This is a genomic window from Bradyrhizobium sp. (assembly GCF_049798375.1).
Lineage (GTDB): Bacteria > Pseudomonadota > Alphaproteobacteria > Rhizobiales > Xanthobacteraceae > Bradyrhizobium.
On the sequence record NZ_JBARGP010000268.1, the window covers coordinates 1 to 13677 of the forward strand.

Below are 13677 nucleotides of genomic sequence, written 5' to 3' on the forward strand. Positions count from 1 at the left end.
CTCCGGCATCGGCTGCACCGCCGGCTCGGGATGATCGAACGCGTCGGCCTTGGCCGATTCGCTTTCGGGCCAGAGCTGCGCATCGGGCAGCGGCGCGATCCGCGGCGGTGGTGGCTCGGTGGCCGCGAGGCCGGGACGCTGGGCGATCTGCTCGCGCGCCGAGGCGGCACGTACGATGTTCGATTCGACGACGATGTCGGTCGGGCCGCCGATCATCAGGAGATGTTCGACGTTGTCACGACGCACCAGCACCAGCCGGCGGCGTCCATCCACAGCGGCCGCATCGATCACGGCGAGGCGTGGCATGCGGCCGCGATTCGCCGTCGTGCCGAGACGGTTGCCCGCGAATCGCCGCACCAGCCAGGCGACCAGCAAAATCAGCGCCAGCACGGCCACGAACGCGAAAATAAAGGTCAGTGCCTGCATGTCTGTCCCCGGCAAATCCCGCTTCCTGAAGGGCTCTCGTCTGTCGGATGGGGTTCGCCAACGCTGAACGAAGCCGTCTCGATCGGAACCACTGTTAACGCGCGACGGCAGGAACTGCCGCCCGGTATCTTAATAACCCATGAATCGGCCGAGCCAAAACGACTTCTTGGAAAGCTTCGGCGTGCCAATTTGGTGCAGCGCTGCGCAGGTGTGCCGGCAGATTCTTAAAAACCTGCCAAAATCCGGGAACATTCCGGGGTGCACCGCACATCACGTTAACTCCGTATTAACCATACACTCGGCAGATTGTACCTACCTCAGAAGGTATTGAATCAGCCGGATAGAACGGAGCGGCGCAATGTCCATCAACGATTTTCCGGTGTTGTCGGCGTTGCGTACCAAGATGCAGTGGCACCAGGAGCGGCAGCGCGTTCTCTCGGAGAACGTTTCCAACTCCGATACGCCGAATTTCAAGCCGCGCGATCTGGTTGCGCCGAAGTTCGATGCAACCGGTGCGGTTGCGGGCGGCATGGCGCCGCTGGCGTTGGCGCACACCAGCGGGGTGACCATCGCCTCGACTTCGGATGGCGGCGCGAGCTTCGACCAGAATCGCAAGGCGGGCTTCGAGACCAGGCCCACCGGCAATGCCGTCAATCTGGAAGACGAGATGCTCAAGGTCTCCGCCAACCAGATGGACTACGCCGCGGCCACCTCGCTCTATAGCAAGAGCCTGCATCTGCTGAAGACGGCGATCGGCAAGGGCTGACAAGGGCTGAGCGGACTAGGAATGGAGAGCGACAAGCATGGCCAATGATTCCAGCGATTTCCTGCGCTCGATGACGATCGCGACCTCGGGCCTGCGTGCGCAGGCCGGACGCATGCGGGTCATTTCGGAAAACATCGCCAACGCCGATTCGACGGCCGCGACCGCGGGCGGCGATCCCTATCGGCGCAAGGTCCCGACCTTCACCTCGGCGCTCGACCGCGCGGCCGATGCCAAGGTGGTGAGCCTCGGCAAGGTCGTGCCGGATCAGTCGGCATTCAAGGTCAAGTACGACCCGAGCAATCCGGCTGCGGATGCCACCGGCAACGTCAAATATCCGAATGTGAACCCGCTGATCGAAATGACCGACATGCGCGATGCGCAGCGATCCTACGAGGCGAATTTGAACATCATCGGCGCCACACGCCGCATGATTCAACGCACACTCGACATCCTTAAGACTTGAAGAAACAGGGAAACGTAAGTCATGGCCACTCCAATCAGCGCGGCAACCGCCTATGCCAATCTCGCCAAGGTTCTAGATACCGGGGGCTCGAGTAACAAGTTCGGCGATCTCGCGCGCGTTCGCGACGTGCTCGGCAATGCGGGCGGTCAGGAGAGCGGCGGTCCGTCATTCAGCGCGGTGCTGAAGGATGCGATCGGCGGTGTCATGGAGACCGGCCGCAAGTCGGACGCCCAGACCGTCGCGATGGCCTCCGGCAAGGCGAATGTGATGGACGTCGTCACGGCGGTCGCGGAGACCGATGTCGCGGTGTCGACCCTGGTCTCGGTGCGCGACCGCGTGATCCAGGCCTATGAAGACATCATGAAGATGACGATCTGACCGATCGTCGCGACCTGTGCGTGATACGGCCCGTGCATGCTGCGCGAGCCCGGGGATCTTCATGGACCACGAGCGGATCATGGGGAGCGGGGCCGCCGTCATGCGACGGCTTGATAGATTGAACACGATAACGGAATGGGCGGGCGAAACATGACCGGTGCGGAAACGCTTGACGTCGCGCGCGACGCGATCTGGACGATCGTGATCGTATCGTCGCCGCTGATGGTGGTGGGCCTCGTGGTCGGTGTCGTCGTCTCGCTGTTCCAGGCGCTCACCCAGATCCAGGAGCAGACCCTGGTGTTCGTGCCGAAGATCATCGCGATCTTCGTGACATTGCTGCTCGCGCTGCCTTTCATGGCCGACGCGCTGGAAGCGCATATGTTGCGGATCACGTCGCGAATCATCGGCGGATGAGGCAATGTCCGGCGCGGCGGAGCCTGCTCTCGTCGCCCCGCGCGAACCGGTCGTAGCACGCAGGCGCCGGATCGGGACTGTCGCCTCCTTCAATCGCGCGAACGGCCACTCGGCTCGGGCTTTCGCGACTGAGCCGCCGCACCGGCTGCGGCCGTCAAGGCCAGGACGCCGGACGATGCGTGTCGATATCTCTTTCCTGCCTGTCTACGCCGCCGCCTTCATGCTGGCGTTCGCGCGCGTCTCCGCCATGGTGATGCTGCTGCCGGGGCTGGGCGAGACCAACATCCCAGTGCGCCTCAAGCTTTCGATCGCGCTGCTGCTCACCATGATCATCCTGCCGCTGCACCGCCAAGCCTATCACGTCGATCTGGAATCGATAGCGCCCATGGTGGTGATGCTGCTGCATGAGATCATCATCGGCATCGTGCTCGGCGCGACCGCGCGCGTGACCTTCGCCGCGCTGCAGGTCGCCGGCGCGGTGATCGCTCAGCAGATGGGGCTCGGCTTCGTTACCGCAGTTGATCCGACCCAGGGTCAGCAGGGCGTGCTGGTCGGCAACTTCCTTACCATGCTCGGCGTGACGATGCTGTTCGCCACCGACAGCCATCACCTGGTGATCGCGGCGCTCAGTGACAGCTACAAGGTGTTCGCACCCGGCGAATTGGTGCCAAGCGGCGACGTGGCCGCGCTTGCGACGCAGGCCTTCGGCACCGCGTTCAAGATCGGCCTGCAGCTCTCGGCGCCGTTCCTGGTGTTCGGCCTCGTCTTCAATGTCGGGCTCGGGGTGCTCGCGCGCCTGATGCCGCAGATGCAAGTCTATTTCGTCGGTGCGCCGCTCTCGATCATGCTCGGCTTCCTGATCCTCGCCCTCGTGCTGGCGGCGATGATGGGGACGTTCCTCGGCTATTTCGACGGCGTGATGCACGACATGATGCCGAACTGAGGGATTTCTGACCGATGGCCGAGGGCGGCGATAGCGAAGACAAAACAGAAGACCCGACGCAGAAACGGATCGACGACGCGGTCGGCCGTGGCGATGTGGTCAAGAGCCAGGAGATCAACACCTGGTTCGTGATCGCGGCGGCGTTGCTGTTGATGTCGACCTTCTCCAACTCGATCGGCACCGCGCTGATGGTGCCGCTGCGCAACCTGATCGCCAATGCCTGGATGATCCATACCGACGGACAGTCGCTGTTGGCGCTGGGCCGTGGCCTGCTGTTCGCGGTGGTGTCGGCGATCGGCATTCCGATCCTGATGCTCGCGCTCGCCGCGATCGGCGCCAACATGCTGCAGCATCGCCTGGTGTGGTCCGCCGAGTCCCTGAAGCCGAATTTCGGCAAGCTGTCGCCGCTCGCAGGCTTCAAGCGGCTGTTCAGCAAGCAGTCCGCGGTCAATTTCGGCAAGGGCCTGTTCAAGCTCGGGCTGCTCGGCACCGTGATGACGATGATCCTCTGGCCGGAGCGGTTCCGGATGGAATCGCTGCTGCACCTCGATCCCGGCACGCTGCTCGGCGTCTCGTTCTCGCTGATCCACCGCCTGATGGGCTCGGTGGTGGCGCTGCTCGCGCTGGTCGCGATCGGCGATTATGCGTTCCAGTACCGGCAATGGTACGAGAAGCTGAAAATGTCGGTGCAGGAGGTCAAGGAGGAATACAAGCAGTCCGAAGGCGACCCTCACGTCAAAGGGCGCATCAGGCAGCTTCGCCAGGCCAAGATGCGCAAGCGCATGATGGCTGCGGTTCCCAAGGCCTCGGTGATCATTACCAACCCGACGCACTATTCAGTCGCCTTGTCCTACGAACGCGGCATGTCGGCGCCGCTCTGCGTCGCCAAAGGTGTCGACAGCCTCGCGTTCAAGATCCGGGAGGTTGCCCGTGCCCACGACATTCCGATCGTCGAGAACGTGCCGCTGGCGCGCTCGCTCTACGCTACCGTCGACATCGACGAGGAGATCCCGGTGGAACATTACCACGCGGTCGCTGAGATCATCGGCTATGTCATGGGGCTGCGGCGCAGCCTGTCCGGGCGGCGCACCTGAGCGGCGAGAGCCCCAATCCGTCGTAAATTGCGGATAAACAACGGAATCTCGACTTGACGGGCTTGCGCAGGAGCGGTCGATTCAGGCAGGGGAAGGCAGATGGCGCGCCAATGCGCATCATGTCCCTGCCGGCAGGTCGCGTCCTTTTGCCATGAGCGCCGAATTCGACAACGATGCGTCCCAGGATCAGGTGAGCCTGCCCGAGCGGCAGCGGCGCAGCGGCAGCATTCTGCTGGTGCTGTTGGTTGCCGGCGTCCTGGTGGCGGCCGCCGTGGTGCTGATGACGATCGGGCGGGCGCAGGCACAGCCCTACATCCTCGGCCTGTTGTCGGTGCTGGCCACCGTCGGGCTGTTCAACCTGTTCGCGTTCGCCGCCGGCATCGTCCGCTTCGCCGACCGCACCACCGACGATCCGGTGATGGGGAAAGTGCCTGATCTGGCGCCCGATGGGCTCGCGGTGACCGATCCGCGTGGCCACGTGGTCTATGCCAACGCCGCCTATCTGACGATGACCGGCGCTGCCAGCACGCAGGAGGCGCGCCCGATCGAGCGGGTGTTCATCGGCAACCCCGATGTCTCGGAAGCCGTGTTCCGGCTGCTCAAGGCGGCGCGCGAGGGCAAGCGGCTGCAGGAGGAGGTGCGGATTGCAGCCGCGGGCGAGGGCGGTCAGGGTGGTCAAGGCCGCTGGCTGCGCATGCGGGTGCGCCCGCTGGGCAAGACCAAGCAGGAGCAGAAATACGCGGTGTGGTCGATCGGCGACATCACTCGCGACCGCGAGCGTCAGGAGGACGTGTTCCAGGAACTGCAGCATGCGATCGAATATCTCGATCACGCACCCTGCGGCTTCTTCTCGGTCAATGCCGAAGGCAGCCTCGTCTACGTCAACGCGACGCTCGCCAACTGGCTCGACTATGATCTCGCCGAGATCGGCTCGGGCGGTTTGAGGCTCACCGACGTCGTCTCCGGCGACGGCGCCTCGCTGCTGACCTCGATCGTCGCAGTCCCCGGCGAGGTCAAGACCGAGGTGTTCGACATCGACCTGAAGATGCGCGGCGGCAAGACCATGCCGGTGCGGCTCTATCACAAACTGGCTTTTGGTGCCGATGGCGCAGCGGGTCCGTCGCGCACGCTGGTGATCAGCCGCGCCCGCGACGAGCGCTCCGATCCCGAACGTGCCGCCGAAGTCCGCTTCATGCGCTTCTTCGACCACACGCCGATGGCGATCGCGACTGTCGATCGCTCAGGCGCGGTGGTGCGCGCCAACGCCCGCTACGCCAAGCTCGCGCAGAACCTGAGTTCCGATGCCGCGGCCGCAAAATCGATCTTTCGCGCGGTCTCACCGCGCGACCGCAACCTGCTGATCGCCGCGATCAATCAGGCCGCAGAGAGGCAGGCCGACATCCCGCCGGTCGAGGTGATGCTGGACGGCGCGAAGGAGCGGTTCGGGCAATTTTTCGTGACGGCGGTCGAGGAGAGCGAGCGCGAGACTGAGGCTGCGATCGTCTACATGCTAGAGACTACCGAGCGGCGCACGCTCGAAAACCAGATCAACCAGTCGCAGAAGATGGAGATGGTCGGCCAGCTCGCCGGCGGCATTGCCCACGACTTCAACAATGTGCTCTCGGCCATCATGATGGCCAACGATTTCCTGCTGAACGCGCACAAGCCGACCGATCCGTCGTTCCAGGACATCATGCAGATCAAGCAGAACGCGACGCGCGCCGCTACCTTGGTGCGGCAGCTGCTTGCGTTCTCGCGCCGGCAGACGCTGCGGCCGCAGGTGCTCGATCTCGGTGATGCGCTGTCCGATCTCACCATGCTGCTGCGGCGGCTGATCGGCGAGAAGGTCAAGCTCGACCTGGTCCACGGCCGCGACCTGTGGCCGGTCAAGGTCGACGTGTCCCAGTTCGAGCAGGTGATCGTCAATCTCGCGGTCAATGCGCGCGACGCGATGCCTGACGGCGGCAAGCTCAGCGTGCGCACCGGCAATGTCGCGGCCGAGGAGGCGGCGCAGGCCGCCTACAAGGGCATGCCGGTCGCGGACTATGTGCGCATAACCATCACTGACACCGGCACTGGCATCCCCGCCGAGATCCGCGACAAGATATTCGAACCGTTCTTCTCGACCAAGGAGGTCGGCAAGGGCACCGGGCTCGGCCTCTCCACGGTCTACGGCATCATCAAGCAGACCGGCGGCTTCGTCTACGTCGACAGCGAGATGGGCAAGGGCACCTCGTTCAATATCTTCCTGCCGCGGCATCATGTCGAGCAGGAGGCCCAGGCCGAGCCGCAGCCGACCAACGGCAGTGGCGCGGCCAAGGAAGCCCTAGCGCCCGCAGCCGCCGAAGCGAAAGCGCGTGCCGACATGACCGGGCAGGGCACCATCCTGCTGGTCGAGGACGAGGAAGGGCTGCGCGCGCTCAACGCCCGCGGGCTGCGCTCGCGCGGCTACAGCGTGATCGAGGCCTCGAACGGCGTCGAGGCGATGGAAGAACTCGAGGCGTGCAACGGTGCGGTCGATCTCGTGGTCTCGGACGTGGTCATGCCGGAGATGGACGGTCCGACGCTGCTCAAGGCAATGCGCGACCGCAACCCGGAGATCAAGATCATCTTCGTCTCGGGTTATGCCGAGGATGCCTTCGAGAAGAGCCTGCCGGAAAACCAGCAGTTCGCGTTCCTGCCGAAGCCGTTCACGCTGAGCCAGCTCGTCGCGGCGGTGAAGGAGACGATGGCGCTGCAATAGCGATGCGGCGCACGCGCGAACTGACCGGGCTGCTTCCGCCGGTCAGGGCACGATACTTGCGCTTTCGATGGTAATGTAAGTCGCGCTCGCGGGAACATCGGCGCCAAGCGTGGAAATGGTGACAGAGACCGGGCCGCCATCCCAGATGCCGTTGGCGCGCTGGCGGCGCAGAACCTCGGTCACGTCGAAGCGCGCTTCGGCACCTGCCGCGTCGTGGTCGGCATGGTCGGCGTGGTCGCCCGCATCATCGTGGTTCATGACGCTGCCGGTGCCGAGGTCGAAGTTGAACAGATTGAGCGTGCCGACATAGAAGCCGTTATGCAGCCGCGGCGGGGTGCCTTTTGGCATGTTGATGAACACGCTCAGCGGCGCGCGCGGCCGGCGTATCAGTTTGATGCCTTTGAGAACCAGGGTCTGCGGCGCATTGCCGCTGGGCGCGCTCAGTGCGGTCGGAGGGGCGGCATTGGAGGATGGCTGCAGAACGGTCGTGCTGCCGCCGCTCTGGACATTGAAGTTCTTGGTTTCCATGGCGGCCACCGCGACGGGCGCCACCCGCGGCGCGCCTGCTGTAAAGAGAGAGGCCACTGCGGGGCGCGCGGGTGGCACCAGTTGATCGTAGCTATAATCGAGCGCGCTGGTGTTGACGGCATCGCCCAGCTTGACCTGCATGAGCTTGCCATTCTCGTCGACAAACGACGCGGGTCTCGATTTCCAGCTCTGCTCGGCCGGCTCGGCAGGCGTCGTGCCCCAATTATAGGCCGATCCGGACATCGCTTCCCATGACGCATAGAGCCGGTCGATCTGGCAGTGGTGCATGTAGAAGATCGGATCACCGGCAGCCGAGGGGACATTGCCCATCCAGCCGCCGACATAGTCATGCACGTTGTCATGCGGGGCGCATTCCAGCCGGCCGGTATGTCCGAAGGCAAGATAACCGGGCTGCGTCGGATCGACCACAACGTTATTGGATGCATCCGAGGGGAACATGTCGTGGGTGCTGAGCGCAGGACCGTACTGAACGAAGGAATACGGCATGTAGCCGCCGTCGTTCATCGCGACATTCTGCTGGCCGGTCGCCTGTCCATCGCCAAATCCAAGCCCGCGATCGTCGAAGAACAACACGTTGGGCTGCGTGGAATCCTGCGAAACGGTGATGAATTGTTGCGGCAATTGCAGTGACGGGCCGGTGTCGGAGCCATAATTCCAGTAGGGCAGAACGAATTCAGGTCGCTTCGACAATTTCCGGCAGATGCGTTCGAAGTAGTGGAGGTACCAGCGATGCCAGGTCGTGAATAGGGGCTGGAATGCTGGCAAGTGGCCCAGCATTTTTCGGCGGCTGCCTTCCATTCCGCCTGGGGCGTATGCGCCGCCGGCTCGCCGTAGATTTCGTCAATCCGCGTCTTCAAGCTCTGCCCGCGAAGTCCACCGGAATTGGCTGGATCGAACGGATTGAGCGGGACGGCATGGATATAGGCCTGGAACGTCCAGCTTTGCGGCTGCGGCGGATAGTTGATAGCGGGATTTTGCATGGCCTTCACGGCTTCCGCGTAGATATCAACCATGTGCTGGCCGGCTGACGACGCAATGTCCGGCCTGCTGGCGGTGGCAGCCCAACTGCGCTCCGGCTTGATCAGAAGTGATGTGGCCGCCGCGGCGGTCCCGAGCAGTGCACTCCGGCGTGAAAGTTCGCGTTGATGCCACATGTCATCCCCCTAAGCCGCGTTGACATCGGTAAGCTGAAGTGAGCGTGTGGTGGTTAGGGATAATGGTGCTGTCAGGAACAATAATGGCCGACGTTTCGACCGGCCGCGCCCAGCTTCGCCCGTCCGTCGCAAATAGGTAAAGTCGTAGTTTAAGTCAGAGATTCTATCAGAGATAGTTCGATCGTTCAATGAACGTTCAGGTACTTGTAGGTAGCCGGTGGACGCTGCTAGGGAACCGCGACGCCGCGTCGCAGCCCCACGGGGGGCTGGCGGCTTCACATTTCGAGAACCCTGCCCATTTTAGAAGCGTTCTCGACCACGAGGACTTTTTGGGAAACCACACATGAAACTCATGCAGCGCACCGGCGGTCTCGTGAAGGCGATGGCCGTACTTATTTCGCTGGCGCTGCCGGCGGTGCTGGCCGTCTCGGCGGCCGATGCCAGGGTCGGCGGCGGCTTCTCCTCGGGTTCCCGCGGCTCCCGGACGTTCTCCGCGCCGCCGTCAACCTCGACCTCGCCGGGAACGGCATCGCCCTTCAATCGGACCTATACCCAGCCGGGCAACAACGGCGGCGCCTTTGGCGCGCCTGCGCGTGGCGGCTTCTTCAACCGCGGCGGCGGCCTGCTTGGCGGCCTGGCCGCGGGCTTCCTCGGCGCCGGCCTGTTCGGCATGCTGTTCGGCGGCGGCCTGTTTTCGGGGCTCGGCGGCTTCTCCTCGATCCTTGGCCTGCTGCTGCAGGTCGTGCTGATCGTGTTCCTGGTGCGGATGGCCATGGCCTGGTGGCAGCGCCGCAATATGCCAGCCTATGCCGGCACCGTTCCACCGCCGGATCAGCAGAACTTCCGCTCCAACATGGGCTTCGGCGGTGTTGGCACGAACAGCGCGCCATTGCAGATCCTGCCTGCCGATTATGAGGCGTTCGAGCGGCTGCTCGGCGACATCCAAGCGGCATGGTCGAATGAGGATGTCGGCCGCATCAGGCTGCTGGCGACGCCCGAGATGGTGTCCTATTTCGAGCGCGACCTGGAGCAGAACCGCGCCCGCGGCGTGATCAACAAGGTTACCGGCGTCAAGCTGCTGCAGGGCGACCTGGCGGAAGCTTGGCGCGAGGGCGACGAAGACTTCGCGACGGTGGCGCTGCGCTTCTCGCTCGTCGACACCACGCTCGACCGCGCCAGCGGCCGGCTGGTCGAGGGCTCGGAGCAGCCGACCCAGGTCACCGAAGTCTGGACCTTTCTACGCCAGCGCGGCGGCAATTGGCAGGTTTCGGCGATCCAGCAGACCAACTGAACGTTAGACCACAGCACGAGACATGGACGAAGCGCCGCGGAGCCATCCGCGGCGCTTTTTGCTTTCAGCGGATGGACTGAGCTCCGTGCCCGATGGGCTGCTATACTGTTCGCGGTGAACTCATCCGCGTCCCGCCGCATTGCATGGGCGCCGGCCCATCGGAGCAACGCCCATGCGCTATGAACTCTATTACTGGCCCTCGATCCAGGGCCGTGGCGAATATGTTCGCCTCGCACTGGAGGAAGCCGGCGCTTCGTATCGCGACGTCGCCCGCGAGTCCGGCGGCATGTCGGAGATGACGAAGATGCTGGAGGCGAAAAGTGGCACGCCGCCGTTTGCGCCACCGTTCCTGAAAGCCGGCAAGCTCGTGATCGGGCAGGTTGCCAACATCCTGTTCTATCTCGGACCTCGCCACGATCTGGTGCCCAGATCGGAGGCCGCGCAGCTCTGGGTGCATCAGCTCCAGCTCACGATCACCGACTTCGTGGTCGAGGTGCACGACACCCATCATCCGCTCGGGCCGACGCTGTACTACGAGGATCAGCGCGCGCCGGCGAAGAAGCGCACGGCGGAATTCTGGAGCGAGCGGGTGCCGAAATTCCTCGGCTATTTCGAACGCATCCTGGCCGACAACGGCCCCTATATCATCGGGCGCAAGCTCACTTACGTCGATCTCTCGCTGTTCCAGAATGTCGAGGGACTGCGCTATGCCTTTCCGCGGCAGATGAAGGCGTTCGAGCGCAGGATTCCAGGCCTGATCGCGCTGCATGACCGCATCGCCGCGCGACCCAATATCGCGGCCTATCTCGCCAGCGAACGCCGGATTCCGTTCAACGAAGACGGCATCTTCCGCTACTACAAGCCGCTCGATGCCTGACCGACGGGCTTATACGCTCTTGCCGTCGAACGGCGTCATCGCGAGCTTGGCCAGCTCGATGCCGTCAATGCAGCTCACATTGAGAGCCACGACCTCGCTGCCATCCGGCTTGCTGCCGCGCGCAAACACGTCGACGCCGCAATCGATGCAGAGCTGATGCCGGATGGCGTGCCGGTTGAAGAGATATTCACGCAAATTCTCCTCACCGGCGCGGAGCTGAAAAGCTGTCGGTGCCAGGAACGTGAAATGCAGCCCCTTCTTGGTGCAGATCGAGCAGTTGCAGGCCGTCACCATGGCGAGATCGGTGGTGCATTCGAAGCGCACCTGACCGCAGTGGCAGCCGCCGGTGTAGGTCCTGTTGGTCATCGCTGATGCTCCTTGGCCGACGGAGCAGGATAGCTCCGAAGCAAGGCAACAGGATGCAATTTGACAATGTATAAGTATATACTTATATATTGATCATGACAGCTCCGATCTCGCTGACGACGGTCATGAAGACGCTCGCCGATCCGACGCGGCGGGCGGTGTTCGAGCGCATTGTGCGTGAGGGGGAGGTTGCCGCCACCGGACTCGCGAAGGGGGCTGACGTTTCGCAACCCGCGATTTCGCAGCACCTGAAGGCGCTGCGCGACGCAGGCCTGGTGATGGAGCGTCGGGACGGGCGGCACGTGCACTATCGCGTCACGCTGCAGGGGCTGGCGCCGCTGGTCGACTGGCTCGATCACTACCGCAATTTCTGGCGCGAGCGGTTCGCAAATCTCGAGAAGCTGCTGAAGGATGAAACGTGATGGCTGATGCGCAGGCGATCGTAGTGGAGAAGGTGCTGTTATTTCCGCCCGAGAAAATCTGGCGGACATTGACCACGAGCGAGGTGATCGCGAAATGGCTGATGCCGAATGATTTCGCGGCCGTGGTCGGCCATCGCTTCACCTTCCGGACCAAACCGATGGGCGATTGGGACGGCGTCGTGCAATGCGAGGTGCTGGCCTGCGAGCCGCCGCGGATGCTGCGCTATTCCTGGAAGGGCGGTGCGGATTCCAATCCGGCCTATGGCTCCAGGCTCGACAGCGAGGTGACCTGGACATTGACGCCGGTGGATGGCGGCACCCATCTGCGCATGGAGCACGACGGCTTCGTCTTCCCGGGCAACAAGATCGCCTTCGACATGATGAGCCCGGGTTGGGGCAACGTTATGGACGCAATCGGGCGCGAGACGGCGCAGATCTGATCCGCGCCGTCTCACACGTTCCGGTAGCTCAGGTCAGACCAGCATGTCGACCCGCGTGCCCTGTCCGGGCGGCAGCGGCGCGCGTGCGGTCTGCTGCTGTTCCGCCGCGACCTGGTCGCCGTCCTTGTTCAGGTTCGGCGTTGCGTTCTGCTGATTATTCGCCTGCTGCGACGACGACGTCGACGGATCAGTCGACGGCGCGGGCGCCGGAGGCGATGGTGTGGTCGAAAGGCTTGAAACGGACATGGTCCATCTCCTCGGGCTGGCTTGTGTTGTTACAAGCGTTGTCCGGAGGTGACCAAAGCTCCGTCAAGCAAATCGCTAAAATTGCGCGCAATCCGTCCGGACTGATCGCCGATGATGAACAATGCCCTGCAGGCATCCCAGAAAGTCGCGCCTATTGATCCTTGCTGCGGGAGATCGTGATGGTGGATTCCGTCTTGGTCCTGACGCAGCGGATGTCGAGCCGACGGTAGCGGATCGAGACATCGTCGCCGTGCAGGAAGCCCATGCGACGGATGCAGCGGCTGGCGCCGCGCTGCATGTCGGCCTTCGGCAGCGTGAAGATGATCGCGGACGCGCTCGCGATCAGATCGACGAAGGCGGGCGTCGGCTTGCGGTCGGCCTTGGCGAATAATTGATTGCTGAAATTCTTACCTGAGCAGCCGAGTGTGATCTCGCGTGCCCTGGGATGCGCGAGATAGATGGTGCCGGCCGCAGTCTGGCCGATGCGCATGCCATCGATCTGGTTCTTCAACTGCTTGGCGAGATCGTCACAGCGGTCGGTGGCGGCGGCGGCCGGCGAGGCGGCGAGCAAGGCTGCAAGGCCGGCTGCGGCCGCGCCGGCTGCAGCCTGATAGAACAATCGATCGAAAGTCATGCGAAAGTACCCCCGCGCCATTGAAGCCTGTGCGCGAGGAGGCCGCAAGCGCCAATCAGTCGCGCCGCTTTGGTAGCAGCGCGACTGTGGCAAACGAGAGGCGTTTCCGGTGATCGCAGATGACAGCCCGCGAACCGTCAGCAAGCGCCTTTATGTGCGAGCGATGCACCGGCCCGCCGGCGCATGCAGTCATTGCCGTAGCTCTGCCCGTTGCAGCCGCAGACCTACAGGGACGGCGATGTCAGGCTGCGGCGACTTTGCGCGCCGTCTCCATCAGTACGTCGTACGTCTCATCGGGCGCGTAGCGGACCACATTGTGGGCGCAGGCGATGGTATGCACGGTCCAGGCGGCATCGCTGCGCAGCCGCTCATATTGCGCGGTGAATGGCGTTGCGCTCCAGCCGCTGGCATAGACAAAGACGCGGTGCAGCCCTGGCGCGGCGTAGGGCGCGCGCAGGGCCTGCACGAAGC

General features: G+C 63.6%; 17 protein-coding genes and 1 pseudogene. 12 read left to right on the top strand and 6 right to left on the bottom strand.

The annotated features are described in order from the left end of the window. On the bottom strand, positions 1–426 hold a 426-nt coding region (locus WA702_RS11340), incomplete at its 3' end, for a flagellar biosynthetic protein FliO (protein WP_425110610.1). A gap of 358 nt (positions 427–784) precedes the next feature. Here WA702_RS11340 and flgB point away from each other — a divergent pair. The 7 genes from flgB (at position 785) to cckA (ending at position 7227) form a co-directional block, all read left to right on the top strand. Then, positions 785–1192, top strand: coding sequence for a flagellar basal body rod protein FlgB (flgB, locus tag WA702_RS11345; protein WP_425110611.1), 408 nt, complete (start codon positions 785–787; stop codon positions 1190–1192). Positions 1193–1229: 37 nt separating this feature from the next. Next, positions 1230–1655 carry a flagellar basal body rod protein FlgC gene (flgC, locus tag WA702_RS11350; RefSeq protein WP_425110612.1) on the top strand — a complete coding sequence of 142 codons (426 nt, stop codon included), beginning with the start codon at positions 1230–1232 and terminating at the stop codon, positions 1653–1655. A gap of 21 nt (positions 1656–1676) precedes the next feature. Further along, positions 1677–2033 (top strand): flagellar hook-basal body complex protein FliE, encoded by a 357-nt coding sequence (fliE, locus tag WA702_RS11355; protein ID WP_425110613.1) that lies wholly within the window; start codon positions 1677–1679, stop codon positions 2031–2033. A 150-nt stretch (positions 2034–2183) separates the two neighbouring features. After that, positions 2184–2447 carry a flagellar biosynthesis protein FliQ gene (fliQ, locus tag WA702_RS11360; protein WP_425110614.1) on the top strand — a complete coding sequence of 88 codons (264 nt, stop codon included), beginning with the start codon at positions 2184–2186 and terminating at the stop codon, positions 2445–2447. A 175-nt stretch (positions 2448–2622) separates the two neighbouring features. After that, entirely contained in the window at positions 2623–3390 is a 768-nt protein-coding gene (gene fliR, locus WA702_RS11365; protein ID WP_425110615.1) for a flagellar biosynthetic protein FliR, read from the top strand. 14 nt (positions 3391–3404) lie between these two features. Beyond that, positions 3405–4484 (top strand): flagellar biosynthesis protein FlhB, encoded by a 1080-nt coding sequence (gene flhB / locus WA702_RS11370; protein ID WP_425110616.1) that lies wholly within the window; start codon positions 3405–3407, stop codon positions 4482–4484. Between the two features lie 151 nt (positions 4485–4635). Further along, positions 4636–7227 carry a cell cycle histidine kinase CckA gene (gene cckA, locus WA702_RS11375; RefSeq protein WP_425110617.1) on the top strand — a complete coding sequence of 864 codons (2592 nt, stop codon included), beginning with the start codon at positions 4636–4638 and terminating at the stop codon, positions 7225–7227. 42 nt (positions 7228–7269) lie between these two features. Here the strand turns inward: cckA and WA702_RS11380 are convergent, their stop codons facing one another. Further along, on the bottom strand, positions 7270–8574 hold the full coding sequence (locus WA702_RS11380) for a tyrosinase family protein (protein ID WP_425110618.1): 1305 nt from the start codon (positions 8572–8574) through the stop codon (positions 7270–7272). Here WA702_RS11380 and WA702_RS11385 point away from each other — a divergent pair. From WA702_RS11385 to WA702_RS11395, 3 genes are all read left to right on the top strand, one after another. Continuing rightward, complete coding sequence (locus WA702_RS11385; RefSeq protein ID WP_425110626.1) at positions 8532–8804, top strand: hypothetical protein; 273 nt, start codon at positions 8532–8534, stop codon at positions 8802–8804. The two genes, WA702_RS11380 and WA702_RS11385, sit on opposite strands and share 43 nt — an antisense overlap. A 478-nt stretch (positions 8805–9282) precedes the next feature. Further along, positions 9283–10221 (top strand): Tim44 domain-containing protein, encoded by a 939-nt coding sequence (locus WA702_RS11390; protein WP_425110625.1) that lies wholly within the window; start codon positions 9283–9285, stop codon positions 10219–10221. A 172-nt stretch (positions 10222–10393) separates the two neighbouring features. After that, a complete protein-coding gene (locus WA702_RS11395; protein WP_425110619.1) occupies positions 10394–11098 on the top strand; it encodes a glutathione S-transferase in 705 nt (234 codons plus the stop codon). 9 nt (positions 11099–11107) lie between these two features. On the opposite strand, the gene WA702_RS11400 is transcribed toward WA702_RS11395, so the two are convergent. Continuing rightward, entirely contained in the window at positions 11108–11464 is a 357-nt protein-coding gene (locus WA702_RS11400; RefSeq protein WP_425110620.1) for a GFA family protein, read from the bottom strand. 95 nt (positions 11465–11559) lie between these two features. Here WA702_RS11400 and WA702_RS11405 point away from each other — a divergent pair, with 95 nt between their 5' ends. Further along, the gene (locus WA702_RS11405) at positions 11560–11886 is read left to right on the top strand and encodes an ArsR/SmtB family transcription factor (RefSeq protein WP_425110621.1); all 327 of its coding nucleotides are present in this window, start codon (positions 11560–11562) and stop codon (positions 11884–11886) included. Continuing rightward, positions 11886–12326 (top strand): SRPBCC family protein, encoded by a 441-nt coding sequence (locus WA702_RS11410; protein ID WP_425110622.1) that lies wholly within the window; start codon positions 11886–11888, stop codon positions 12324–12326. The genes WA702_RS11405 and WA702_RS11410 overlap by 1 nt, the downstream gene beginning before the upstream one ends. A 33-nt stretch (positions 12327–12359) precedes the next feature. Here the strand turns inward: WA702_RS11410 and WA702_RS11415 are convergent, their stop codons facing one another. From WA702_RS11415 to WA702_RS11425, 3 genes and pseudogenes are all read right to left on the bottom strand, one after another. Next, positions 12360–12572 (bottom strand): hypothetical protein, encoded by a 213-nt coding sequence (locus tag WA702_RS11415; protein WP_425110623.1) that lies wholly within the window; start codon positions 12570–12572, stop codon positions 12360–12362. 151 nt (positions 12573–12723) lie between these two features. Next, a complete protein-coding gene (locus tag WA702_RS11420; protein WP_425110624.1) occupies positions 12724–13206 on the bottom strand; it encodes a hypothetical protein in 483 nt (160 codons plus the stop codon). Between the two features lie 241 nt (positions 13207–13447). Beyond that, a pseudogene (locus tag WA702_RS11425) lies at positions 13448–13677 on the bottom strand (alpha/beta hydrolase); the annotation flags it as partial.